Consider the following 26079-nt stretch of genomic DNA (forward strand, 5'->3'; position numbering starts at 1 on the left):
GACAAGCGCTAAAAAAACTAGGTCATGCAAGGATCAAGGCACCAGCTCAGTGGAAGCAAATAGATGTGACTCGCGCAACATGCGCACGAAGTAACGAAAGGTCATCAAACTTGTGCTCCGCCCATGCCAACGACATCGGGTGAGTGCGAAACAGGCAACTCGCTCAGCGGAAATAAACACATCCAATCACCGAAGGCTAAAGACCCGCCTGCTCAACTGCGGTCAGTCGAGTAGCGCTACTCCGAATTCTGCGACGACGGCCCGCAATTCACCGAGGTAGCGCTGCGCTTGGTCGGTGAGCGGGATCGAGGCGTGGCCGATCCAGCCGATCTCGATGCGTTCGTCAACGTCAAGCGGAATGGCGACGATCTCCGGGTCGAGCTGCCCGCTGATGATGCCCGTCGAGATCGTGTAGCCGTGGAGCCCGATCATGAGGTTGAAGATGGTGGCACGGTCAGAGACCCGGATCTCCTGCTTACTGGACAAGGTGGAGAGAATTTCCTCGGCGAAGTAGAAAGAGTTGTTCGCCCCCTGATCGAAGGTCAGCCGCGGCAAGCCGGCAAGATCATCGAGGGTCGCACGCTTTTTTAAGGCGAGCGGGTTCTTCCGTGAGATGAAAATGTGCGGATCGGCGAGGAAAAGCGGAGTGAATGCGAGCCCGGATTCACGGAGCAGCTTGTCGATGACCTTCCGGTTGAAATCGTTCCGGTAGAGGATGCCTATCTCGCTGCGGAGCGTCCGGACATCCTCGATGATGTCCCAGGTGCGGGACTCACGCAGCGAGAACTCGTATTCGGCCACATCGGAGGCCTTGACCATCCGGACGAAGGCATCCACGGCGAACGAGTAGTGCTGCGTTGACACCCCGAGCAGACGTCGCCTCGGTGGCCTGCCGAGGTAGCGCTGCTCGAGGAGAGCGAACTGCTCCACGACCTGTCGCGCGTAGCCGAGGAACTCTACCCCGTCGGCGGTGAGGGTGACTCCGCGGGCGGAACGAAGCAGGAGTGCACGGCCAACCCGGGCCTCAAGGTCCTTCATCGAGGCGGACATTGTCGGCTGCGCTACGTAGAGAAGATCAGCGGCCGCGGAGATCGATCCCTCAGCTGCAACTTCTATGAAGTAACGGAGCTGCTGCAGGGTCAATCCGCTCGAAATCTGGGGCATAGGGAAATTCTATATGAATGCATAGTAACCACTAGTTACCTGATACCCACCGGAAGGCTGCACCATGGAGACATCACCTTCTGAAAGGCCGTCTCCGGCCCATCAACGGATTGGCAGCACATGGCAGACGACTTCACCTTCAGCATCACCACCACCCCCTTCGACGAGGATTACTCCCCGTCAGAAGGGTCCCGGATCACCACGAATTTCGCCAACCTGGCACGAGGCGAGCACCGCCAGGAGAACCTCCGCAACGCCTTGACCATGATTCGGCGCCGCTTCAACGATCTCGCAAGCTGGGACAACCCGGACCGGGACCGTTACACGCTCGAGCTTGAGATTGTCTCCGTGCAGATTGAGTTCACTGCGGAAGGTACGGATCGGCAGTTCCCCCTGTTCGAAGTTCTCGACATCCAGATCGTCGACCAGCTCAACGGGGTCCGCCATCAGGGGATCGTGGGGAACAACTTCTCCTCCTACGTCCGCGACTTCGACTTCAGCGTGGTTCTGCCAGCGGCAGCAGCGGAGTCAGGCAAGCCCACCGTTCCCGAGGACTTCGGCGATCTGCACGGCAAACTGTTCCAGCAATTCCTCGATTCCTCCGCCTGCCAGGAACGCTTCCCGCAGCCGCCAGTGGTGTGCATCAGCGTCTCCACGAGCAAGACATACCGGCGGACGGAGAACCATCACCCGGTCTTGGGCGTCGAGTACTCACAGGACGAGTTCTCACTGACGGACGCGTACTTCGCGAAGATGGGTTTGCAGGTTCGCTACTTCATGCCACGCGGCAGCGTTGCGCCGCTCGCCTTCTATTTCCGCGGCGACCTGCTCAACGACTACTCCAACCTGCAGCTCATCGGCACCATCAGCACCATGGAGACCTTCCAGAAGATCTACCGCCCCGAGGTCTACAACGCGAACTCCGCCGCCGCCGTCGTCTACCAGCCGAGCCTGGGAGAGCAGGATTACTCGCGGACCCAGATCGCTTACGACCGCGTCGAGCGCAGTCAACTCGCGATCACGCAGGCGAAATTTACGGAGGAACACTTCATCACGCCCCACAAGGACCTGCTGGACCAGTGGACCGCCAAATACCCCGCTCTCGTCAACTGACCCACGGAGAATCGTCAATCATGAACACACTTTTGCCCACCACCGTTGTCGGTAGCCTGCCGAAACCATCGTGGCTCGCTCAGCCGGAGACTCTTTGGTCCCCGTGGAAATTGGAGGGAGATGCGCTGCTCGAGGCCAAGCAGGATGCGTTGCGCATCGCCATCCACGAACAGAGCCGACGCGGCATCGATATCGTCAGCGACGGCGAGCAAACCCGGCAGCACTTCGTCACCACCTTCATCGAACATCTCAGCGGGGTGGACTTTGAACAGCGCAAGACCGTGCGCATCCGCGATCGCTACGACGCCAGCGTGCCCACCGTCGTCGGAGCCGTGCGCCGCGAGCAGCCGGTATTCGTCGAGGACGCAAAGTTCCTCCGAGCCACCACCGACCAGCCGATCAAATGGACTCTTCCCGGCCCCATGACCATGGTGGACACCCTCTACGATGACCACTACAAGAGCCGCGAGAAGCTGGCCTGGGAGTTCGCCGCGATCCTGAACCAGGAGGCGAAGGAACTCGAGGCGGCCGGCGTGGACATCATCCAGTTCGACGAGCCGGCGTTCAACGTCTTCCTCGATGAGGTCAAGGACTGGGGCGTGGCTGCGCTTGAGCGTGCGGCAGAAGGACTGCGTGCGGAGACCGCTGTGCATATCTGCTACGGCTACGGGATCAAGGCGAACAATGACTGGAAGGCGACGCTCGGCTCACAGTGGCGGCAGTATGAGGAAACGTTCCCGCTGCTGCAGAGCTCCAGCATCGACATCATCTCGCTGGAATCCCAGAACTCCCACGTGCCCATGGACCTGATCGAGCTCCTCCGCGGCAAGAAGGTCATGCTCGGTGCCATCGACGTCGCAAGCGAGACCATCGAGACCCCGGAGGAGGTGGCCGACACCCTCCGCAAGGCCCTGCAGTTCGTCGATGCGGACAAGCTCATCGCCAGCTCCAACTGCGGCATGGCACCGTTCCCCCGGGACGTCGCCCTGGCCAAGCTGAGTGCTCTCAGCGCAGGGACGGGAATCGTTCGCGAGGAACTTGAACGCTCCGCCCCCAAGGTGTAGCGATGTTTCACGCCTATCCCACAGACACTTGGCTCGGGGCTCCGAAGAAAACTTTCACTCAGTCCCTCCCGGCCGACGACTTCAAAGCACTGTTCCGTGGCCATCCCGGAGGTGTCGCCGTCATCACGGCCGATGCCGGCGAAGGCCCAGTGGCGCTGACGGTATCGTCGGTGGTGTCAGTGAGTGCGGAACCTCCATTGCTGATCTTCTCGGTCTCGGCACTGTCCTCCTCGTCCGAGGTTCTCTCGCGCGCCGAAACCGTCGTGGTGCACCTGCTGGACGCGCACGACGTCCGCCTGGCGAAGTTTGGAGCGACCCCCGGCGCCGACCGCTTTGACCAGACCCACCCCTGGTCGGCCCTTGAAACCGGCGAGGCGGTGTATGAGGATGTCCGCGCCTGGGTGCGCTGCGCCGTCATCAATCGCATGGAGGTGGGGACCTCCACCATCATCGCCGTTCACGCCCTGGAGTCGCGCGTGATGCGCGACGTCCAAGCGGGCGAACCCGGCGACGCTCTGGTCTACCACAACCGTTCCTGGCACCGCTTGGGCGAGCATTCCAAGCTTGAGGGCTGAGCGCCGCGCCAACAATGCGAGGCGGCAAGCCGAACGGCTCACGACGGCGGGAGGTAACTCCCGCCGTCGTCCTCGTTAACTTCGGCGCGACTATCGACGTCTGAACACGTCCGCCCTGTGGAAAGTTGGCCACGTCACCTAGTGCAGATTGCCGGGCATCTGCCACTAAGAGACTTCCGCCGACTTAGCACGCACCGTCAACGTGCCGGCCAGATCCACGTCACTGCCGGAGCCCGTGACGCCAGCCTGCGAAAGAAGGGTGGCTCCGAAAGCTGCGCTCCAAAACGTCCTGATTTCAACAAGCATGGTGCGCTGCACGTCCCATTGCCGCTGCTTCAGAAGGCGGCCGAGGTAGCGCTCAGACTGGCGAAACAGCAGATTCAGATGCTGGTCCACTACCGCCGCGAGTGGGGGCCGGGACGTCCCCACAGCCAAGGCACGCACCACCAGCGGCATGGATGGGAGCATCAGCGCCACGCGAGCCATGTTCCTACGGAACGATTCGGGACTTCCGGCGCTGTGGCCGATCGCTTCCACGCGCTCCGCATCGTGGAGCAATGCAAGGAAGGCTGCGTGGATGAAGAGCGAGTCCTTGGAACCGAAGTAGTAGGTCACTTGGTTGGGAAATACACCGGCATCAGCGGCTATGGCCGCCACGCTCACCTCAGCGGAGGGACTGGCGAGGTAGAGCCTCACCGCGCTGTCCAAGATCCTGCCCCTGGTCGTGTGGCCACGGGCTTGGGATGGGCCGCCCGGTTGACGTTTACCCTTGCGCTCTACGGTCATGAGGGAAGCTCTGCGGTCATATAAAAAATTGTACTTCATACAACTATCTGGATATCTTGTATGCCATACAAGAAAAAGGAGTTGCTATGAGGGCACGAGATATCGCTGTGACAGGAATGGGCGCCACCACACCGCTGGGAGGCACCGCCGAGAGCACCTGGACCGGCCTCCTTGAGGGCATTTCAGGGGTGCGGGACGTCGGGCAGGAGATGCTGTGGGACAGCGGACTCCCGGTCACCATCGCCGCACCCATGGCTACCGATCCCGCCACCGGACTTGCTGCCGTCGAAGCCAAACGACTGGACCGGGTTCAGCAAGCCGCCATGGTTGCCGCGGCGGAAGCCTGGGCGGATGCCGGTTCACCCCAGGTGGACGGCACCCGGCTGGCCGTAGCCATCGGAACAGGCGTGGGCGGAATCGGCACCCTGCTCCGGGAGGACGACACTTTGGAGAACCGCGGACAGCGCCGCGTCTCCCCCCGCGCCGTACCGATGCTCATGGCCAACGGACCCGCCGCGGCAGTGAGCATCCGCTATGGCGCCAAGGCAGGTTCATACACCCCGGTCTCAGCGTGCTCTTCCGGCGCCGAAGCAATCGCCCTGGCCGCCAGGCTGATCCGCTCCGGCGAAGCTGATGTTGTTATTGCCGGCGGCGCCGAAGCCGCCATTACGCCCTTCACCGTCGCCGCCTTCCTGCAAACGAGGGCACTCTCAACCCTCACGGCCGAGCCCGCTTCCGCGTCACGACCCTTCGCCTCCGACCGCGACGGCTTCGTCCTCGGCGAGGGAGCAGGCATCGTTGTGCTCGAAAGCGCCGAACACGCCACGGCCCGCGGCGCCACCGTCCATGCGGTCCTGCGCGGAGTGGGAATCGCCTCCGACGCCTTCCACATGACGGCACCGGCGGACGATGGCGAAGGCCAGATCACCGCCATCACCAAAGCCCTGATCGACGCCGACATGAACGCTGCGGAGGTGGGTCACGTCAACGCCCACGCCACAGGCACCACCCTTGGCGACCTTGCTGAGGCGAAAGCCATCAGGGCCATCTTCAGCGACACCATCCCCGTAACTGCGCCCAAAGCATCCCTCGGACACCTCTTCGGGGCCGCCGGCGCTGTCGAAGCCATCATCGCTGCCCGGAGCGTTGCGCAGGGGATCATCCCTCCCACCCGCAACCTCCATCCCGGAAACGTGGACCCGGAGATCGGGCTGGACCTGGTTACCGAACAGCGTCACATCAGCAAACAGGGCCACGGAACACTTCCCACAGCACTGTCCAACTCCTTCGGATTTGGCGGCCAGAACGTCAGCCTGATCTTCAGCAAGAATCAGTGAGGGGCGCGTCCAATCGCCTCAGGCCGTAGCCGTAAGCGTACAAAGGATCCAGAGTGCCGCCTGGAACATCGCTCTAGGACTCGAGGACACCCTCAGTTGATCGGGGTCGAAGGGAAGCCGGCCTTCGGGATTGACGGCCCCGGTCAGCACCCGCTTCAGGGCTTCAATGGAGACGCCGATTGTCGCCAAGATTGCCGAACAGTGCGGTTCCAGCGGCCTAAGGATGGCGGGTCGGTCCAGGTTGACCACAAGAACCACCGGTACTTGGGCCGCAAGCTCGTCAATACATGCCACGGCGGCGACATCGAGCTCAAGGCGCCCAGCGTGGAACATCGCCTCAAGGAACAGATCATTGTGTGGCTCTTAAGGGGCATCGAGACGGACGATCGCTATGTCCGCTTCGACCGGAGTCGCTGCCACATGAGCGTCATCCGCGAGACCTCGGGGGTATCCCGTGCCCGAGGTGGGACTCGAACGGGATCCCATGGTTTGCCGTCGCTTGGAAGTGGCGGAAATATGCGGAATCCGGGCCAGTCCGATGGTCGCACGAGCCAGTCCGAGGCGGAAAGTGTGGACATGGTCCGCACCACACCATCTGCGAGAACTGGGGAACACAATCCGTCCGGACAGGCTGCGTAAGCGGAAGAACCCGATGCACGAGACCGAGCTTTCGAAAAGAACGACCCGGTGAGCGCTCCGCTCAAGCGCCCTGATTCCACGAGAGTGGTAGATAGGTCATGATCCCGAGTTCGGCGTTCCGTACTCACCCGGCTCAATCGCCCAGGCCAGGCGGTGGAGAAGCGTAGCAAAACGCCCGCGCAACGCGGCCCACCGGAATGAATGAGGCCTCTGCCGTTCGACTACGACAGGCGCGCCGGGCAGGGCGCTGTGCGCGGTTTCAAGAGCGCTTTGTGCAGCTTCCTGCCGCGCCAGGAGAAGTGCGAGTGGGTAATAGCTATTCATGAGTCCTCCAGGGTGCTCTGGGGTGGCCACCGGCCACGAAGTGAGTTCGACGGGTAAGTGTTTCGCAGAAGGCGAGGCTTCGGGAACGCCGGAATATCGCGCGACTCGCCGATACACCAGCACAATGGTTCAGTCGATCTGCTGCCGCCCAAGCCGCGCATAGATCTCGGGCCGTTTGGACCTGAGGATGAGCGCGTAGGCGATTCCGCCGATGAAGAGTGCAAAGGTGAAGCTCATGAAAATGACAGTCATGACTGCCGAGCCACCAATGAGTTCCGGGTAGTTGGCGACAGCCAGATAGGTGATAATGCCCAGGAACACCACACTGACGAGGGGCGCAATGATGGTCTTCCAGACCGATTCTGGCGCGAAACTGCGTCGGCGAACGAAGTACACGAGCACTGCGAAACTGGTGATGAACATGAGCAGGAGGACGGCGAAAGTGCCACTCCCACTGGCGATGGGATACAAGGCGTCGGGTGCAACGCCGAGAAAAGTGAAGACGACGGTGGCAACTGCCCATACGAGGCCGATAGCCAGAGCGGAAACGTACGGGGATTTGTGGCGGGGATGTACCCTCCCAAGGATTGCTGGCAGCGCATGGTCAGCGGCGAGCGAGAAGCTGTATCTGGCAGCAATGTTTTGGATCGAGAGCATGCAAGCCAAAACTGAGGTGATGAGCAAGATCATGGCAACGTCCGCGAAGATCTTGCCCGCTAGAGCAGCGACTGCATCGCTGAAGAGGTTCACCGTGTTGGTTTCGGCTGCGGCTTGGACTTTTTCAGGTCCAAGGAATGCGATGAAGGCCCAGGCCGCTACAGCGTAGAAGAGTCCGATGCCCACAACGGCACTATATGTGGCCCTTGAAATGGTCTTGTCAGGGTTCTTGACCTCGTCGCGGTAGATGACGGTGGCTTCGAATCCGAAGAAGTTACCTACGGCGAACAGGAGCGCTAAACCCAAGGTTGCGTCCGAAAATGAAGGAAGGGCAAACCCCACGGACGAGACGGCCTCCAGTCCATTGGCCGAAAACGACGCGACGTCGAAGACGACAACAACTGCCACTTCGAGAAGCATCACCACCGTCAGCAACCTCGCGGACAAGTCGATCTTGTTGTAGGCGAGAATTGTGGTGGCGGCAGTAATACCCAACGCATACCAGTACCAAGGGATGTCCGGTCCGTTCAGCGTTTCGACCACAAAACCCTGCAGCGTTACACCGAAGAACGAGGGCGCAAAAAACCCGATGAAGATGTAACCAAAAAGGGCGAGAAAGGCTCCTCCGAGGCCGGCGGGTTTGCCCAGGCCTGCGGTGACAAAGGAATAGAAGCCTCCGGGGCCTCGTACACTCTGGCTCATTTTGACGAAGCCGACCGAGAAGATCAGCAACATGAAAGTGACAAGAATGTAGATGGCAGGGGCTGTTTGTCCACTGAACATCAACAGCACAGGCAGTGTTCCGGCAACGGTGGCCAGTGGCGAGGAGAACGCCAGTACGTTCATCACGAGTTCGCCCACGCCCATGTTGCCGTTGAGCCTGGTCTCCTGGGTTCGAACCGTCGTCCTTGGCGATTCCAGCGTTACGTTATTCATGTAATCCCTGTCACTAATAGCTGAGTTTCGAATCACAGTATCGGCGCTCAGTGGAGCAACATTGTGCCAGCTTGGGACAACGCTCTATCCGTGGGGCGCCTTTGAGTATCGATCTCAAGAACCGAAAGAGTTAGAGCTACAGCGCGATCCGACGCCGCCGCGAAATCCTGGTCACTGTCGCTCCTGTCGACCCACCGGCCGGCGCCGTCGAGGAGCGCGAGAATCACCCGGACGGTCTGCGCCCTGCAGCGGTACCCCATCTCCCGGGCAGCAGCCGAAAACATGTCCTCGTGCAGGCGCAGCCATTGGTTGGCCTCAGTACGGGCGTCGTCGCTCAGGAAGCGGGCCGCCCTGTCAGTGGCTATCAGCAGGTCCCAAAGATCGGCTTCCGGTCGCTGGAGCTGTTGCGAAAGATGGACGCGGACCAGCGCGGCCCAGTAATCCTCCGGCGTGTTAGTGGATTCGACAGCTTCGAGGAGATCTCTGGCGAATCCATGGGTAAACCAGCGGAGCGACTCGGCAACGATTTCGTCCTTGCCGCGAGGGAAGCTCGAGTACAAGCTGGGCGCTTTCATGTCGAGTTCGCGACCCATGGTCCTCATGGTCACGGCGTTGACGCCTTTGACGGCCGCCAAGTGCAGGAAAGCTGCGAGTATTCGCTGTCGGGTAGGCGTCTGGGTTGACCAGTCATGACCGGACAGGAACTTCCTGACTGCAGCATTTGCTTGCTCGCGGGGCGTAGGGTCCATAACATCCTCACAACGTTGTTCGGCTGGATCCAATGTAGCTAACTATCGTTAGGTAGGCACCTTTTGCCTCATCTCAGCCACACTGAATCCCCCATCCGTATCTCCGCCGGAACGTCAAGAAAGTCGTCTCGGACCCTGCCCACCACAAGCTCATTTGTGTAGCCTCGGCGACTCGTAACGGTCACTCCCTGCGCTGAAAGCGTGAGGGACCCTCTCGGCACTTCTCTTACAGACAAGCCTGGCTGGGCTCGGAGCCAGTCCTTCGCCCACGGCACTTCGCAGAAGACGGAGGCACCCGGCCCAGCAAATGACCTGACAGTGTGCCGGGAACGGCACATCCGTCGAATGAGGGTTCGCTCGGCAGAGTCGAGCATCACAGAGGCCATGGATAAATCCGGTCCGAACGAACCGCCGAACGTCACTGGCAAGACATGCGTAGACGGAGAAAAGTCCCCCACCATGTACTTGACCTTGGAGGCTGCGGCCAACAGAAGCGCCCGCAGCTCGTGCACCTCCAAGGCGCCGACGTCGTAGTTCACGATGACACCATCACGGAGCCGTCGGCACCGTGTAATGCCTAACGGCTCGAAAGATTGCAAAGCTTCGATGAATGCGGTTGCGCGGGGACCCCGGAAGTCAGGCTGTGGGAGTTCAACCAACACCTTGCCAGGCTCACTGGCAAGGACGGCGGGGACCGGAATGGACAAATCTGTCTCCTGCATTGAGGGGGAAAGCGGTCCGTAGCGCTTGAGCACAGTGCCAGGAACAGACGCTACGGACCGCGGCTTATAAAGGGCTAGGACCCGGGAGAAGGCCAGGGCGTGGCGTCGCCGATCTCTCGGCCTTCCGTGACGTCCTGCAGGAGACGATGGATGAGCCTGGCGGATCGCTTTGGCTGATAGTCGCTGCGTTCACCCAAATCGGCCTGGCCGCAGTGGGCCGAAGATCGGAGCCACTCCACGTGCCGTCCTTGTGCGAGCTTCCTGTTCATCATCGGGCTCAACCCTCAAACTAGTCGTGCTTATTGGTCTCTTCCAGAATCAGCCTTTAAGCACAAAGTCGATCGTGTCAGTTTGAGACACTGCCCTGGATGGGGCCACTCACCGCGAACTGATGCTCGTGACAAAGATGAAGATCCCGGCCGCAGCCACCAGAAAGGCCGCGGCTCGTGGTGGAACGCTGGGGATGCCACGCATGCTTGCCGTGGTTCGTGGTTGTTGGGCCGAGTTCGCCATATGATCGCCAATCACCCGCAGTCCGGCAGCGATCAGGATCAGAAATATGCCGACGTACTCCATCTAATTTGACTCAGTGGGTTTGGGATCCAGTGCCACGGCCAGGTGTGCACTTGAACGCCGGGCATCAACCTGTGAGACCTGCATGGCACAACTGAATCCGTCGGTGAGCACAAGGGCATCAGCCTCGCCCTTCGCAAGGGCGGGTATGACAGAGTGCTCAGCAACGTTCATGGACATATCGAAATGATCGGCCTCAAATCCGAAGTTTCCGGCCACGCCACAGCAGGACGAGGACTCCACTACTCGTGGAACTCCCCAGGCCTCAAGGACGCGTTTCTGGGCACCCGAGCCGAACACGGCGTGTTCGTGGCAGTGAGTCTGCAGTACTGCTGTTTCCGGTGCAGGAGCCGTGGGCTTCCAGCCGCGTTTGACGGCCTCATCCACTGCTACAGAAAACGACCGCACCCTTGCTGCCACTCGGGCAGCGGCCGGCCCGCCTACCATTTTTGGACCTTCATCGCGGATGGCGGCCGCACAGCTGGGTTCGAGAACGACGATATCCCTGTCTGTGCCATCGTCGAGCCTGCTGATCAACCGGGCCAGCCGCCGGCGGGCCCCATCACGTTGCCCTGTGGAGATCCAGGTCAAGCCGCAACAGGCGTCCGGCGTACACCCCACAGAGCTACCGGAGTCGCGAAGAACCCGGGCCGCTGCCGGGATAACCTCCGGCCTGAAAGCGCGGGTGAAGCTGTCGATAAACAGCAGGACGTCTGCGTTGTCCTCGAACCGGGCTTCCCGTACCCGCTTTCGGATCCGTCCGTTCGCCGCGAAAGCCGGCAACCGCCGTCGAGCACTAATGCCCAACCACTCCCCCACCGTCCTGAAGGGCCGGAAGGAGGTCCCCCTATTCGCCAGAGCCGCTACGCGGGTCAACAACGGGAGCCACCGAGGCAGCCACCCAATCGAATAGTGTGTGAAGGGGCGGATACGCCCGCGGTAATACTCATCCACGAGCTCCGACTTGGCCTCAGCGATGTCCACTCCCGTGGGACAGTCTGCGGAACATGCCTTGCAGGACAGGCAAAGATCCAGCACTTCCCGGACTTCCGCGCTCTTCCATCCATCCTTACTGCTCCCCTGAACCCTGGTCAGCTCCTGCAACACCCGTGCACGGCCACGAGTGGAATCCTTCTCGTCCTTGGTGGCGCGGTAGCTGGGACACATGAAACCGCCAGTGGTGGAGCGGCACCTGCCCACGCCAATGCAGGCATGGGTGTTTCCCACGAACGGACTCACCACCGGAAGCAGCTCACGGTCAGAGGACCGCACGACGGCGGCAGTCGGCGTCGTCGTCAGTTCACTGTGCGTGGGGCCGGCTTTGGCCACGCCTTCCAAGGCCAGCGAGGCTGTAAACGGAACGGGGTCCACGATGACCCCAGGGTTGAGAATCCCCGCTGGGTCCCACAGCTCTTTGAACGCCTTGAAGATGCCCATCATCTCCTTGGAATACATCACCGACAACAGTTCGCTTCTCGCCCGCCCGTCACCGTGTTCCCCTGACAGCGAGCCTCCATGGGCCACCACCAGCTGGGCAGCTTCACGGGTGAAATCAGTGAAATTGCGACGCCCGGGCTCACTGCGCAGATCGTAATCCAAACGCATGTGGACACACCCCGCACCGAAGTGGCCGTACATGAATGCTGTGTAGCCGTACTTTTTCACCAGGGGAAGCAGGTCCGCCAAGTAGTCAGCGAGGCGTTCCGGAGCAACGGCGGAATCTTCCCAACCGGGCCATGTTTGAATTCCGTCAATCCGGCGCGAGGAGAGCCCTGCTCCGTCTTCGCGGACCCGCCACATCGCGGCACGCGCCAGGGGTTCTGTGACCACCGCGTAGTCGACAACACGGCCCTCGGCCCGAAGCTTGTCCACAAGGTCTTCACAGGAAGCGGCGGCCTGGTGAAGGGTGTCATCTGAAAACTCGACCATAAGGAAGGCATTGCCGTCCGGCAGTGATTCCACGCTTGCCGGTCCCCGACGGTGACGCATGATGTCCACGATAGAGACGTCCAGACCCTCGATCGCGCTCGGTTTGGTGGACAATATGGTCATGACATCGCGGGCAGAATCAATGGTGTTGAGGTAGCCCAGACATAGCAGTGCGGTGGCGCGGGGCTTCGGCACCAGTTTCACCTTGGCACGCACAACAACAGCACAGGTCCCTTCGCTGCCTGCCAGCGCACTGGCAACATTGAAACCATGTTCAGGCAAGAGGTGTCCCACGTGGTAGCCGGAGACTTGCCGCGGGATGGTCTGCAGCTCCATGCGGAGAGGTGACAAGTTTGCCGCCGCCAGCGACTTCAGGCCTTCGAGAAGCTCACGGGCCCGGGCAGTGGAATGGATGTCGTTGTGGTCGACTGCGCGCAGGAAATCACGGCCCGCCCGAAGGTACGCGCCGTCTGCGGTCACCAACTCCAATTCCTGCACGTGATGGGTCATGCGACCGTAAGCTACAGAGTGGTTTCCGCATGCGTCATTACCAATGGAACCACCTACTGTGGCCCGCGACAGTGACGACGGGTCCGGGGCGAACGTCAGCACCCCGGAGGTGATGGTTTCAATCTGCGTCCGCAACTCTCCCAGGACCACCCCCGCATCGGCCCATACAGTCCTCTGCCCGGCCTCAAGGGTTCCTACCGATGTCATATGGCGGGAAAGATCGATCACCAAGCCGTCGCCTATGGCGTTGCCTGCCATCGAGGTCCCGCCGCCGCGTGTGGTCGTCGGAACCTCAAGCGCCGAACAGACGCGCAAAACGGTGCGTACGTCCTCGATGTTCCCAGGAAAGGCGACAGCGGCCGGGCGCACGCGGTAGTTGGATGCGTCGTAGGAGTACTCGGAGCGTCTTCGCTGGGAGCCGTCCACCTCAATCCCGTGATGCTGCAGTCTTGCGAGTAGCTGACTGATGTTCGCGTCGCGATCGTCACCATGGGGCATGGTCGCATTCTCCATTCGTAGTGGTCCGCCTGAAGTGTAGGCAGCCGCGGCATGTGCGGAGGTGTGCCAAAACGGAACGGGCACGGCGGAGAGAACCGCCGTGCCCGTTGGGTTGTTGGAACGTCCTACTTCAAGAACTCAGAGAGGTTGTCCTTGGTGATGAGGGTGAAGGGCAGGGTGTAGCGATTCTCGACATTCCCGCCGTTAAGGAAGTCAGTAACCACTTCAACTGCTTTAGCACCCTGTCCAGCGGAGTCCTGCCGGACTGTAGCCGACATTGTCCCGGCTTTGATGTCCTGCATGGCTGGTTCGGTACCATCGACGCCAACTACTGCTTTGAACTCCGCCGTCCGTCCAGCGTCAGCAATCGCAGAGGCTGCACCGATGGCCATCTCGTCATTGTTTGCCACGACCGCATCAATCTGGCCGGCGCCAAAGCGCTGAAGAGTGTCCTCCATGTTGCGCTTGGCATCGTCACGGCTTCCCTTGGCTTGGAATTCCGCCACGATCTTGAAGTTCTTGTTAATCTTGCTGTCGAAGCCGCTCTTTCGGCGATCCGTCCAAGAGGCTCCGTAGACACCGGCGGCGAACACGATGTTGCCACCTTCCGGCAGCGCCTTGTTCAAATAATCGGCCTGCATTTCACCGGCCACAGTGTCATCGACCCCGATGTAGCTCTTGTACCCAACGTCTGAGCCTTCGGCGAACTCGGTGGACAGGATAAACAGCGGGATGTTGGCGGCGATAACGCGCTTTGCGGCGTTCTGGCTGGCGTCACCATCCAACGGTTGCATAATGACGGCATCAACCTGGCGGGTGAGGAGGTCCTCAACCTGGTTCAGTTCACTGCCTACGTCCTTCTTGGAGTCGGTGATGTTGAGCTTGACACCCTTTTCATCAGCCGTCTTTTTCATGGCGTCCGTCATGTGGGCCAGATCCGGGTCTTGGAGGTCAAGGACCACAACGCCGATGTTGTAGGTCTTGCCTGTCCCGCCACTGCTGGTTGCGTTGCTGCTGCCGGCACAGCCGGTCAGCGTAAGCGCACCTGCTGCCATCATTGCGACCGCCGCAGCGATACTCCGTCGCATTCCCATGGTGTGTTCCTTTCGGTGGTTTTCTGTCTGTGCTGAGGGAGATTTTTTTTGTTGCTTGGTACGGGTGTTGCGGTCAGTCCGACTTCCAGCGGTTCAACAGCACGGCGAGCACCAGGATGATGCCCTGGACGCCTTGCTGGAAGTACGACGAGACCCCCATCAGGTTCATGCCATTCATCACCACACCCAGCAGGAGAACGCCGATGACCGTTCCGCGGATGGTGCCGACGCCACCGAAGAGACTCGTTCCTCCAATGACGACGGCGGCAATCACCTGGAGTTCATAGCCAGTGCCGGCCACCGGGGCCGCGCCATCCAAACGCGCAGTCAGGACCAAACCACCCAGCGCCGCTGTCACACCACCAATGAGGTACACGGTGAACAGCACACGGCCGGTGGAGATGCCAACCTTCTTGGCAGATTCTTCATTGCCACCCACGGCGTAAACGTGCGAACCGAATTTTGTCCTGCTGAGCACAAACTCGCAGATTATGGCCGCGATCAAGAAGATGATGACCGGGACGGGAACCGGGCCTATGAAGCCCGAGCCGAGCCATTCAGCAGGTCCACTGAGCCCGGATACAACCTGGCCGTCCGTCATGACCAGGACTGCCGTGCGGGCGATGGCCATGGTTGCCAGTGTTGCCAGGAACGGCAGGATGGCTCCCCATACCACCAAGGCTGCACTCAGGAATCCAACCAGCAGGCCTACCGCAAGACCGGCAACCAACGGCAACCAAAAGGCTCCACCGCTTGCCGGGGCCAGCAATGCGAAGGTCATACCCGCCAAACCCACAATCGAACCAACAGAAAGGTCGATGCCGGCGGTAATCATGATGAAGGTCATCCCGAGGGCGATCAGTCCGATGATGGACGATTGTCTGACCACATTGACGATGTTGTTGAGGGTCAGGAAGTTCGGGGCTACGGCGGCAAGAAAGACGAGGATGACCACGAAAAGTATGATGATCCCGTAGTCACCGATGAAGCGCTTGACCTTGGTAGCGGTCATACCTTCTTTCAGGTCCGCAGGCCCCAGCTTTGTTTTGACGCGTTCCATGGTGAGACTCATGAGTGACTCCCGTTCGTAGTGGCTGGAGTTGCCATCACATCGACGACTTCCATCGATGAAGTGCTCCCGATTTTGCGGCGCTTTTCGGGGATGCCGGCACCGTCGTCGATGTAGTCATCCAAGGTGCCGTGGGAGATCAAGTGGGCCACCTGGGCTTCCGAAACATCCCCGACGCGGAACCGCCCCACCACTTGGCCCTGGCGCATGACCGCAAAGCGGTCAGCCACGGCGAAGGCCTCGTCTAATCGGTGTGTGATGATGATGACGGCAATGCCCAGATCCTTGAGGCGCTGGGTCACCTCAATGAGCTTGTCCACCTTGGCCACCGACAAGTTCGCTGTCGGCTCGTCCATGATGATGAGTCGGGCGTCAAATGCCAGCGCTCTGCCTATGGCGACGGCTTGACGTTGACCACCGGATAACCGCTTGACCTTGAGCCGAGGATTGATGGGTATGTCCAGGCGTTCAAGCACCCGTTTGGTTTCAAGCTCCATCTTTTTGCGGTCGATAATCCGCAACAAGGGGCCAAGGATATTCTTTTGTGGCTCCCGCCCCAGGAAGATATTGGAGCGAACATCCAGGTTGTCTGCCAGGGCAAAGTCCTGGTAGACCATCTCCACCCCTTGGTCGCGGGAGGCGGATGGCGTGGGGAACTCCGTGGTCTTTCCGTCAAGTTCAATGGAACCCTGATCGGGTTGGTACACGCCGGTGAGTACTTTCATCAGCGTGGACTTGCCGGCGGCATTATCGCCAAGCAGAGCGAAGGTTTCGCCGGGTTGGACATCGATGCTGACGCCGCGTAGTGCGGACACCGCCCCGAATGTCTTGTGTATGTCGTTGAGGGCGACCAGTGGAGGGGTCGCCGGTGGTACGTCGGTCATCTCATCCTCGTTCGATAGGGCCATGTAAATGAACCGGTGAAACACCTTTGGTGACGGCTGATCAATCAACATTGTTTGACCCTGCTGGCCCCGGGTAATTGCAAATACATCCCGACGCTGCGTGACCTTCACCACACTGTTTCACTTACCTGAACTCTGACGGATCCCCGAATTCAGCATCTGTACCACTTTGGAACACCGATTATGAATCGTTTCAACCAACAAAGAAAGAAGCCTGCTCTGGGCCGTAAATGTTGTTGCGAAACATCAACGGCCCAGGCAGGCGGCCTCCAGGTGTGCCGTTAGTTGAGGCTCACAGCCACGGCAGCACCGGTCCGGGCCGACTCCTCCGCGGCGTCAGCAAGGATGAGAGCAGCCCGGCCGTCCTCAAATCCCGGGCTTCTCGACGGCAGGCCACGGACGGCGCGGAGGAATTCGGCAACCTCCAGCCGGTAGGCCTCTGCATATCGCTCCAAGAAGAAGTCTTGGTAAGGGCCGGCAGATTCGACGGACCGGGTGCCCCAGTGCCGCACCAGGCTGTCGCTTTTATTGCCCACGTGCAGTAGCCCTGTTGCTCCGAAAGCCTCAATTCGCTGGTCGTAACCGTACGCCGAGTGACGCGAGTTCAGGACTGTTACGAGTTCATCCTTGGAACCCCGGAGAGTGACCACCGTGGAGTCGAAGTCGTTTGCCTCTCGGATGCCATGGCTGAAAACGTTCGCACCCCTCGCGGACACCTCAACGATGTCGGGGATGAAGTAGCGCGCCATATCCAGGTCATGGATGGTCATGTCCCGGAAGATTCCTCCCGATTGAGGCAAATAGGCGGCCGGCGGTTCCGCTGGATCCCTACTGGTAATGACCAGCTGCTCCAATGCTCCAATTTCGTTGGCGCCCACCCGTCTCCTGAGCTCCACAAAGTGCCTGTCAAAGCGCTTGTTGAAGCCCAAGGCAATCGGCACGCCCGCCGACGCTGCTTTGGTACGCAGGGCATCCACACGGTCTATGTCCAGATCTATCGGCTTCTCGCAGAGCACCGGGATGTTGGCGTCCATCGCCATCTCCAGAAGATCGAGGTGGGTCTTCGTGGGCGAAGCTACGATGACAGCATCAACCTCCCCTGACGCGAAGACCTCGTGAGGGTCATCGCTGACGCGGCCCCCGAACTCCGCGGCTGTTTGCTTGGCACCCTCGACGAAAGGGTCACAGACCCAGGACAAGGTGGCTTCATCCAAGGTGGCCACACTCATGGCATGGACTTGGCCTATTCTTCCCGTGCCGAAGAGGCCAACTCTGATTTGTTGCGTCATTGCAAAACTCCAGACAGTTGAAGATCAGGTGAGATTGGTTTTTTAGTCGACTTTTTGCCGGCCCAGTCGCCTGTACACATCGGGGCGTTGTGACCGCAGGTAGTACGCGTACCCGATCCCGCCGAAGAACAAGGCGAAAGTGAACGTCATGAAGATCGCCGTCATCACGGCCGATCCCCCGATGAGCTCGGGGTAGTTAGTAATCGCAAGGTAGGTGATCACGCCAAGGAAGATGACGCTGATGACCGGTGCGACGATCGTTTTCCACACCGACTCAGGGGCGATGCGGCGTCGTCGTACAAAGTACACAAGGACAGCGAAGCTCGTGATGAACATCAACAGGAGAACAGCAAAGGTTCCGCTGCCGCTGGCGATGGGATACAGCAGCTCCGGGGCAACGCCCACCACGGTAAAGACCACCGTGGCCAGGGCCCACACCAGGCCCACTGCCAAGGCTGACACGTAAGGCGACTTGTGCCGGGGATGGACCCGGCTCAGCACGGACGGTAGCGCCCCATCGGCTGCCAGCGAGAAGCTGTACCTCGCGGCAATATTTTGGATGGAGAGCATCGAAGCCAGGATCGAGGTGATCAGCAATACCACCGCCACATCCGCAAAGATCTTGCCGACCAGAGCAGTGGCGCCGTCGTTGAAGAGGTTAACTGTATTAGCGGCGGCCTGGTCCTGAACTTTGTCTGCTCCAATGAAGGTCGTGTAAGCCCAGGCGGCGACAGCATAGAACAAACCGATTCCCACTACTGCAATGTAGGTGGCCCTGGGGATGGTGCGGTCCGGGTTCTTGACTTCATCCCTGTAGATGACCGTCGCTTCAAACCCGAAGAAGTTTCCGACGGCGAACAGCAGCGCCAAACCCAGGCCGGCGTCTGTTATCCACGGCATGGAGAAGCCGATTCCCTGGACAACTTCGCCTGAACCCGCCGCAAAGGCTGCGATGTCAAAGACGATAACTACTGCAGATTCCAGCAGCATGACCACCGTCAAGACCTTGGCGGAGAGATCAATGCGGTTGTACGCGAGCAGTGTGGTGACGGCAATGATGCCCAGACCGTACCAGTACCACGGGATGTCAGGACCATTAAGCGTATTGACCACAAAGCTCTGAAGTGTCAGGGCGAAGAGGGACGGAGCGAAGAACCCAATAAACACATATCCGAAGAGGGCAAGCAACGCTCCTCCAAGGCCGGCGGGTTTGCCCAGGCCTGCCGTGACGAAGGAGTAGAAACCTCCCGGCGCCTCCACGCTGCGGCTCATCTTCACAAAACCCACGGAGAAAATCAGGAGCATCAGTGTTACCAGAAGGTAGATGCCCGGAGCAGTGTGCCCACTGAAGAGGAGCATCACGGGCAGGGTGCCCGCGACTGTCGTCAGCGGGGAGGAGAAAGCGAGCACGTTCATCACGAGCTCACCTACGCCCATATTGCCGCTGAGCTTATGGTCCTTGGTCTGGGTCGGCGTTTTCGTCGTACCTCTTGTTGTGCTAGACATGTAATCCTCGTCACGAAAGTTTGAATGCTGAATCACACTATCGACGGGGATGGTGGGAGCACTGTACCAGCTTGGGACACGGGATCACATGGGGTATTCCACGCGGTTTTAACACGCCGAATACCCCATGGGATTGGCCCCAGCAGGGTGTCTCAGACCCCGGCCGCCGGGCTGACCGTGCCGAGTTTCTTCAGGTCCACTACGTCGTTCAGCGGCTCGTGGGCTTTCCAGAGGCTCAGGTTGCGGGCGAAGCAGTCCACTACCCTTCCCCGCCAACCGATGAGATCTCCGGATGCATGCGGTGAGACCAGGATGTCGCGTCGACCCCACAACGGATTGCCAGCGTCCAACGGCTCATACTCGAAGACGTCCAGCGCGGCTGCACCGAGGTGTCCGGCATCAAGGGAGTCCAGGAGGTCCTGCTCCACCACCACCGCTCCACGGCCCACGTTGACCAGTCTCGCTCCGGGCTTCATGGTGCGGAACATTGCAGAGCTGAACAATCCCCGGGTCTCCTCTGTGAGCGGCAGTGTCAGCACGACGTCATCGGCTTGGCCCAACAGCTCCTCAAGGCCATCAAAGCCGGAGATGGAGCCCAGTTGGGGATCGTTCCTGCCTGACCGGCCCACGACCGTCACGTCCATGCCCGCTGCCCTGAGTAGAAGGACCGTCTCGCGGCCTACAGGCCCCGGACCCACCACAAGCACTTTCCGACCCAGGAGGGGCTCGGTTTCACGATGCTGCCATGTTCTGGCCTGTTGCAATTCGATGGTGCGCCGGAGGTCCTTGGTGAACATCAACAAGACGCCCAGAACCCACTCGGCAATGGGACGCTCACAGACGCCCCGGGAGTTGCTCACCACGATGTCACTATTGATGATGTCGTCCGTCATGAGACTATCGACGCCGATGCTCGAGGTATGGATCCACCGCAACTCCCCCGGCCCTACTTCACGGAGGAGTTTGGTCCTGAAGTCGTTCAAAAACAGGATCTCCGCACCCGGTTGCGCTTTACGGAACTCATCCGCGGTGCGGACCACAACGATATCGGCGTCGGCCTTCAGCCGTTCCAGCGGAGGGAGCGGGCGGCCTTCCTGAACAATGGCTATTACTTTTGGTTGTGACACATTTTCCTTCCCGGGTTGTCCCTGTGGGAACCCATCTTCAGATTGGACCCGTTGCCGGTTACCAGCCGCCCTGCCAACCGCTCATCAGGCCGTACGGCAGTCGCTGTGGTTCCTCGTCAGGCAGGCCCTTGAGGAAGTCGAAGTCGCACCCTTCGTGGGCCTGGTTCACATGGTCGATGAAGAGCCGACCATAGCCGCGACGATATTTCGGTTCCGGAAGTTTGAGTTCGGCCAAACGGTTATCGATTTCTTCTGCCGGGATGTCCAAGTCGAGGCGCTGGTTCTCGACGTCGAGCACAATGGGATCACCATCGCGGACAATCGCCAGCGGGCCGCCCACGGCGGCCTCTGGGGAAACATGCAGGACTGTAGTGCCGAAGGCCGTGCCGCTCATCCGGGCATCTGAGATCCGGACGATGTCCCGGATACCGCGGCGCAGAAGCCTCTCCGGGATCGGCAGCATGCCCCACTCGGGCATACCGGGAGCCCCAACCGGCCCGCTGTTGCGCAGGACCAAGACTGAGTCCTCGGTGATGTCCAGGTCGGGGTCATCAATCCTGCGTCCCAGATCGTAGATGTCTTCGAACACCACCGCGGAACCCTTGTGCTGCAGCAGGTCCTTGGAAGCGGCGCTCCTCTTGATGACAGCGCCGTTGGGCGCCAGCGAACCACGCACGACGGCGATGCCTCCGGAGGCATCGAAAGGCGCCTCGAGCGTACTGACCACCACGCCGTCAGGTTCGGGAGCACTAAGATAGCCCTTCTCGAGGGACTCCCCTGTGACGGTCAGTGCGTCCTTATTCAGCAGCGGCGTCAGTTCCTTGAGAACGGTGGAGATACCGCCGACCTGGAAGAGTTGCTGGACCAGGTACTCGCCGGAGGGACGCACGTTGACAATTCGGGGCGTCCGTTGGGAAATCTCATGGAATCGGTCCAAAGGCAGCTCGTAGCCGACGCGCCGTGCCAGGGCCAGCAGGTGGACCACAGCGTTGGTGGATCCTCCCACAGCCATCAGGAGTGTGATGGCGTTATCGAAGGCCTCCTTTGTCAAGATTTCGCTGGGCTTCGGTCCCTGGGACAGTGCCATCTCCACTGCGCGGCGTCCCGTTGCTTCCGCGGCCTGGGCACGGCGCGCGTCTACCGCTGGGATCGACGCGGTACCCGGCAAACACATGCCAAGTGCTTCAACCAGCGAGGTCATGGTTGAGGCCGTACCCATCTCACTGCAGTGCCCGGCAGAGGGCTTCGCGGCCGACTCAAGCTCGTCGAAGTCCGCCTCGGTAATCTTTCCTGCGCGCAGTTCATCTGCGTACTTCCATGTGTCTGTACCGACACCGAGCTGTTTCCCGCGGAAGTGTGCGGGCTCCTGGGGTCCGCCGGTCAGCATGATGGTGGGAACATCGGCACTGGCTGCTCCCATAAGCTGTGCCGGGACAGTCTTGTCACAGCCACCCAGGAGTACGATCGCGTCCAAAGGGTATGCCCGGATGGACTCTTCGACGTCCATGGCCATCAGGTTGCGGAACTGCATGGCCGAGGGTTTCATCAGGCTTTCGCCCAAGGAAATGGTGGGAAACTCCAGCGGCAGGCCGCCGGCCATCAAGACACCGCGCTTGACCGCATCAGCCAGCAGCTTGAAGTGGATGTTGCAGTTGACCAGTTCCGACCACGAATTGGCGATGCCGATGACCGGCTTGTCCTTGAGCGCAAAGCGTGAGAATCCCTCAGCTTGGATCGCCGTGCGGTGAACAAATCCGGTGAGATCATGCGGCGCGAACCATCGTGCGCTGCGGAGGTCCTTGTAGTTTGACTCTTCCATTTCCTTCAAAGCTCCTTGGGCTTGTTCAGTTGACAGGTAATTGGTGGCGTTCCTACGCAGCTGTTGTGCCGCCGTCGAACGCCATGCTGGTTCCGGTGGCAAAGGTCCCCTCGACCGCCAGAAAATAAATAGCGGCTGCCACCTCCTCAGGATCAGCGAGGCGGTTCAGCGGCACGGTGCCTTCTTTCGATGCGAGGGCCGCCAAAGGATCTGGTGCCGCCGACAATCCGGCGCGCACCATGGGCGTATCAATCGGACCTGGGCAGACGGCGTTGACCCTGACGGAGGGCGCAAGTTCCAGGGCCAACGCCTTGGTGAGTCCCACGACACCGGCTTTGGCTGCGCAGTAGTGGACGAGCCCGGCAGCGCCAACAGACGCGAGGTCTGAAGCGACATTGACGATCGCACCACGGCCGGCCCTCCGCATATGGAGCGCAGCCTCGCGTGCCACATAAAAGGTGCCGGACAAGTTGGTCTGCAGCACCTCATGCCAATGGTCATCGCTGAGGTTTTCCAAGGCAACATGTCCTGCTACACCCGCGGCGTTGACCGCCACGTCCAAACCACCCATGACGTGGATCGCACTCCTCACAGCGTTCCTGACGGCCCCGGCATCGGAGACGTCGGCAACCAGAGTGTGGGCATCAGTGCCAATGTCCGCGGCCACCCGCTGCAGTTCCTCAGGCCGGCGGCCCAACAACGCCACACGGGCGCCACGGCGTGCGAACAACTTGGCCGTGGCTTCCCCGACACCTGACGAAGCTCCGGTAACGAGCACGCGCAGGGAGCCGGTTCGTAGTGGTTGGTTGCGGTCCATCATCGTCGACGGGCTCCTCTTGCTAGGTGGTGTCGGGCTGGTTCCTTCAACTAAAACAGCGCTATCCCGGCGCCATGTGTCTCACATTGAGACACAGCACACACACTCAACATTCCTAGGCTGATCAGCAGATGCCGCCGTCATTCTGCGGCACAGCACCGCCTGAGAGCGGTAAAGACTAAGGAGTCCTCTTGGAACAGCAGAACCGCATTGGGGTTGGCCTGATTTCGGTCGGATGGATGGGCAGGTTGCATTCCCGCGCTTACCTGGCCACCAAGCAGTTCTTCCCGGAACTGCCACGGCACCCGGAGTTGGTGATCGCCGCGGATCCCGACGACGCCGGCCGCCATCATGCCGAGGATGCCCTCGGGTATAAGGAGACCGCCACTGACTACCGCAAGGTACTGGAGAACCCGGATGTGGATGTGGTCTCCATATGCTCCCCGAACTTCCTCCACCATGAAATAGCCCTTGCCACCATCGAGGCCGGCAAGCACTTCTGGATCGAGAAGCCCATGGGTCGGAGCGCCCAGGAGTCCCGCGAGATCGCTCAGGGGGCCGAGGCGGCGGGGCTGATCACCTCGGTGGGCTTTAACTATCGGCACGCCCCGGCTGTGGCGGAGGCCCGCAGGCTGATTCGCTCCGGCACTCTGGGCCGCATCACCAACGTGCAGATCCGTTTGCTCACCGGCTACGCCTCGGATCCAAGCCAGGTGTTTACTTGGCGCTACGAGCAGGCCCGGGCAGGTTCGGGAGTCCTGGGTGACGTCTTGAGCCACGGGTTCGACCTCGCCCAGTTCCTGGTAGGACGCATCACCTCTCTGAATGCCGTGACGGAGACGTTCATCAAGGACCGGCCTCTGCCGGCGGGAAACTCCTCGAATTCCTTTGACATGGGCCAGGCGTCCGAGGTCACCCGGAAGGTGGAAAACGAGGACTACACGGCAATGCTCGCCCGGTTCGAAGGCGGCGCGATTGGCATGTTCGAGTCCACCCGGGTAGCTATTGGACCCCACGCGGAGTACATCATCGAGGTCTACGGCACCGAGGGTTCACTCCGCTGGAACTTCGAACGGATGAACCAGCTGGAAGTTGCCACGGACCGCAGCGGCTACCGAACCATCATGACGCCGCCGTCCTACGGCGAGTTCGGACGCTTCCAGCCGGGTCCGGGTCCGGGCATCGGCTTTAACGATCTCAAGACCATAGAGGCTGCCCTGTTCCTGCGCTCAGTGGCCGAAGGTCAACAGCTGGGTCCGTCTGCTGCTGACGGCTGGTCTGCCTCGGAACTGGTTGATGCATCGCTGCGCAGCGCCGGTTCCGGGAACTGGGTTGAGATCCCGGAAGTCTCCGGACACACCACCTACCAGGCCTGAACCCCCAGAATCGCTCCACTCACAAAAGAGGAGGCCGGATCACGACGATCCGGCCTCCTTCTTAGGTTTGCTGACTACTTGGCGAAGCGGAACAGCTTCTTGTTCGCGAACTCCAGCATTCCTACCTTGCCGAGTTCCCGTCCATACCCGGACTTCTTGACGCCACCGAACGGTACATCCGCACCGCTGAGGTCATAGGCGCCTACGAAGACCATGCCGACGTCGAGCTGGTTGCCGACGCGCTCGGCGCGCTCAACGTCGTCGCAAATCACCACGGACCCCAGGCCGTACGGCGAAGAGTTGGCCAGCTTGATCGCCTCAGCGTCACTGCCGACTTTGTAGAGCTGCGCAACAGGGCCAAAAAGCTCCTCGCTGTAAACGTCCATGGACGGGGTGATGTTGGTGATCACCGTCGGCGTGAAGACGTTGCCCTCGGGCTCATTGTTGCCCACCAGGATCTCGGCGCCCTGGTCCAGGGCACCCTGGACCTGCGAGGCCAGGAATTTGGTGGCCGAAGCCGAAGACATCGGCCCGAAATCACCGTTCTCGTAGGACTGGCCGGCGATGGCCGCCTTGAACTTCTCCGAGAACTCATCGAAGTACTTGTCCATCACGACGATCCTCTTGGAACCATTGCAGGATTGGCCTGTGTTGCCCATGCGGCCCATGACGGCCTTCTTCACTGCAAGGTCCACGTCATCCGTATCGAGCACCAGGAAGACGTCGGCCCCACCGAGCTCCAGCACGCACTTCTTCAAGGCACGTCCAGCCTGCTCGGCAACGATCGCACCCACCTGCTCTGAGCCCGTGAGTGAGACGCCCTGTGTACGATCGTCGGCAATGATGGTGGAGATCTGCTGGTGTGTGGCGAACAGGTTGACATAGGCCCCCTCGGGGAAGCCTGCGTCGCGGAAAAGTTCCTCAAGCGCCAGGGCGGACTCCGGGCACTGACTTGCATGGCGGACAATCACAGTGTTGCCCAGAATAATGTTGGGGATCGCGAAGCGTGCCACCTGGTAGTAAGGGTAGTTCCAGGGCATGATACCGAGGATCACGCCAAGGCCCTGGTACCGGAAGAAACTGCGGAGCCCGTCGGCTACGTCGAGTTGCTCATCGGCCAGCCATTCTTCGGCGTGCTCGGCGAAAGCAGCTGCGATGGAACCGGAGAACTCGGCCTCGCCCACTGCCTGCTGCAGCGGTTTGCCCATTTCCCGGTTGATGATGGCGGCCAACTTGTCCTTGCGCTCCACAAACAAGTCAGCAAGGCGCTTGGCCAAGGCCGCCCGTTCGGCGACCGTCGTGGCGCGGGACCACTCCTGGTAGGTCTTCTGCGCTGCGCTGAGCCCGGCTTCCACCTCGGCATCAGTGGCTGCGGGGTATTCGGCGTGGATGGTGCCGGTAGCCGGATCAGTAACGGCAAATGCGCTCATGATGAATGCTCCTTTGTTACGAAAATTGGAAAGTACGGTTGAGCCCGTAAGGCGACGGGCGGGACCGCTGC

General features: G+C 60.5%; 21 protein-coding genes. 5 read left to right on the forward strand and 16 right to left on the reverse strand.

What is annotated here, in order from left to right; genetic code table 11:
• Positions 1–222: 222 nt before the first annotated feature.
• Positions 223–1164, reverse strand: coding sequence for a LysR family transcriptional regulator (locus tag AR689_RS01470; RefSeq protein ID WP_062065787.1), 942 nt, complete (start codon positions 1162–1164; stop codon positions 223–225).
• Positions 1165–1284: 120 nt separating this feature from the next.
• Between AR689_RS01470 and AR689_RS01475 the strand changes: the two genes are divergently transcribed.
• Genes AR689_RS01475 through AR689_RS01485 form a run of 3 tightly spaced genes read left to right on the forward strand, consistent with a single transcriptional unit; the run spans position 1285 to position 3916 of the window.
• Positions 1285–2277, forward strand: a complete 993-nt coding sequence (locus tag AR689_RS01475) for a DUF1852 domain-containing protein (RefSeq protein ID WP_062065790.1) — start codon at positions 1285–1287, stop codon at positions 2275–2277.
• Between the two features lie 20 nt (positions 2278–2297).
• Positions 2298–3341 (forward strand): methionine synthase, encoded by a 1044-nt coding sequence (locus tag AR689_RS01480; RefSeq protein WP_062065793.1) that lies wholly within the window; start codon positions 2298–2300, stop codon positions 3339–3341.
• A gap of 2 nt (positions 3342–3343) precedes the next feature.
• Positions 3344–3916, forward strand: a complete 573-nt coding sequence (locus AR689_RS01485) for a flavin reductase family protein (protein WP_062065796.1) — start codon at positions 3344–3346, stop codon at positions 3914–3916.
• 165 nt (positions 3917–4081) lie between these two features.
• Here AR689_RS01485 and AR689_RS01490 read toward each other — a convergent pair whose 3' ends face one another.
• Positions 4082–4624, reverse strand: coding sequence for a TetR/AcrR family transcriptional regulator C-terminal domain-containing protein (locus AR689_RS01490; protein WP_231745399.1), 543 nt, complete (start codon positions 4622–4624; stop codon positions 4082–4084).
• Positions 4625–4788: 164 nt separating this feature from the next.
• Between AR689_RS01490 and AR689_RS01495 the strand changes: the two genes are divergently transcribed.
• Positions 4789–6039, forward strand: a complete 1251-nt coding sequence (locus AR689_RS01495; RefSeq protein WP_062065802.1) for a beta-ketoacyl-[acyl-carrier-protein] synthase family protein — start codon at positions 4789–4791, stop codon at positions 6037–6039.
• Positions 6040–6057: 18 nt separating this feature from the next.
• Here AR689_RS01495 and AR689_RS01500 read toward each other — a convergent pair whose 3' ends face one another.
• From AR689_RS01500 to AR689_RS01570, 13 genes are all read right to left on the reverse strand, one after another.
• Positions 6058–6372, reverse strand: coding sequence for a glycoside hydrolase family 3 C-terminal domain-containing protein (locus tag AR689_RS01500; RefSeq protein ID WP_062065805.1), 315 nt, complete (start codon positions 6370–6372; stop codon positions 6058–6060).
• 759 nt (positions 6373–7131) lie between these two features.
• Positions 7132–8595, reverse strand: coding sequence for an APC family permease (locus tag AR689_RS01510; RefSeq protein ID WP_062065809.1), 1464 nt, complete (start codon positions 8593–8595; stop codon positions 7132–7134).
• 47 nt (positions 8596–8642) lie between these two features.
• Positions 8643–9344, reverse strand: a complete 702-nt coding sequence (locus AR689_RS01515) for a TetR/AcrR family transcriptional regulator (protein ID WP_062065812.1) — start codon at positions 9342–9344, stop codon at positions 8643–8645.
• 68 nt (positions 9345–9412) lie between these two features.
• Positions 9413–10066, reverse strand: a complete 654-nt coding sequence (locus AR689_RS01520) for a carboxyltransferase domain-containing protein (protein WP_231745400.1) — start codon at positions 10064–10066, stop codon at positions 9413–9415.
• 576 nt (positions 10067–10642) lie between these two features.
• Positions 10643–13591 (reverse strand): FAD-binding and (Fe-S)-binding domain-containing protein, encoded by a 2949-nt coding sequence (locus tag AR689_RS01530; RefSeq protein ID WP_062065815.1) that lies wholly within the window; start codon positions 13589–13591, stop codon positions 10643–10645.
• Between the two features lie 110 nt (positions 13592–13701).
• The gene (locus AR689_RS01535; protein ID WP_062065818.1) at positions 13702–14670 is read right to left on the reverse strand and encodes a sugar ABC transporter substrate-binding protein; all 969 of its coding nucleotides are present in this window, start codon (positions 14668–14670) and stop codon (positions 13702–13704) included.
• 73 nt (positions 14671–14743) lie between these two features.
• Entirely contained in the window at positions 14744–15742 is a 999-nt protein-coding gene (locus tag AR689_RS01540; RefSeq protein ID WP_231745402.1) for an ABC transporter permease, read from the reverse strand.
• On the reverse strand, positions 15739–16623 hold the full coding sequence (locus AR689_RS01545; RefSeq protein WP_062066110.1) for an ATP-binding cassette domain-containing protein: 885 nt from the start codon (positions 16621–16623) through the stop codon (positions 15739–15741). The genes AR689_RS01540 and AR689_RS01545 overlap by 4 nt, the downstream gene beginning before the upstream one ends.
• A 302-nt stretch (positions 16624–16925) precedes the next feature.
• Positions 16926–17933, reverse strand: a complete 1008-nt coding sequence (locus tag AR689_RS01550) for a Gfo/Idh/MocA family oxidoreductase (RefSeq protein WP_062065821.1) — start codon at positions 17931–17933, stop codon at positions 16926–16928.
• Positions 17934–17975: 42 nt separating this feature from the next.
• Positions 17976–19439, reverse strand: coding sequence for an APC family permease (locus tag AR689_RS01555; protein WP_062065824.1), 1464 nt, complete (start codon positions 19437–19439; stop codon positions 17976–17978).
• A 152-nt stretch (positions 19440–19591) separates the two neighbouring features.
• A complete protein-coding gene (locus tag AR689_RS01560; protein WP_062065827.1) occupies positions 19592–20566 on the reverse strand; it encodes a D-2-hydroxyacid dehydrogenase in 975 nt (324 codons plus the stop codon).
• A 58-nt stretch (positions 20567–20624) separates the two neighbouring features.
• Positions 20625–22385 (reverse strand): IlvD/Edd family dehydratase, encoded by a 1761-nt coding sequence (locus AR689_RS01565; RefSeq protein WP_197412780.1) that lies wholly within the window; start codon positions 22383–22385, stop codon positions 20625–20627.
• A gap of 52 nt (positions 22386–22437) precedes the next feature.
• Positions 22438–23205: an SDR family NAD(P)-dependent oxidoreductase gene (locus AR689_RS01570; RefSeq protein WP_062065834.1), complete on the reverse strand. Its 768-nt coding sequence runs from the start codon at positions 23203–23205 to the stop codon at positions 22438–22440.
• 188 nt (positions 23206–23393) lie between these two features.
• Here AR689_RS01570 and AR689_RS01575 point away from each other — a divergent pair, with 188 nt between their 5' ends.
• Positions 23394–24578 carry a Gfo/Idh/MocA family protein gene (locus tag AR689_RS01575; RefSeq protein WP_062065838.1) on the forward strand — a complete coding sequence of 395 codons (1185 nt, stop codon included), beginning with the start codon at positions 23394–23396 and terminating at the stop codon, positions 24576–24578.
• Positions 24579–24652: 74 nt separating this feature from the next.
• On the opposite strand, the gene AR689_RS01580 is transcribed toward AR689_RS01575, so the two are convergent.
• A complete protein-coding gene (locus tag AR689_RS01580) occupies positions 24653–26008 on the reverse strand; it encodes an aldehyde dehydrogenase family protein (protein WP_062065841.1) in 1356 nt (451 codons plus the stop codon).
• Positions 26009–26079: the final 71 nt, after the last annotated feature.

The organism is Arthrobacter sp. EpRS71 (assembly GCF_001512285.1).
Classification (GTDB): Bacteria; Actinomycetota; Actinomycetes; order Actinomycetales; family Micrococcaceae; genus Arthrobacter.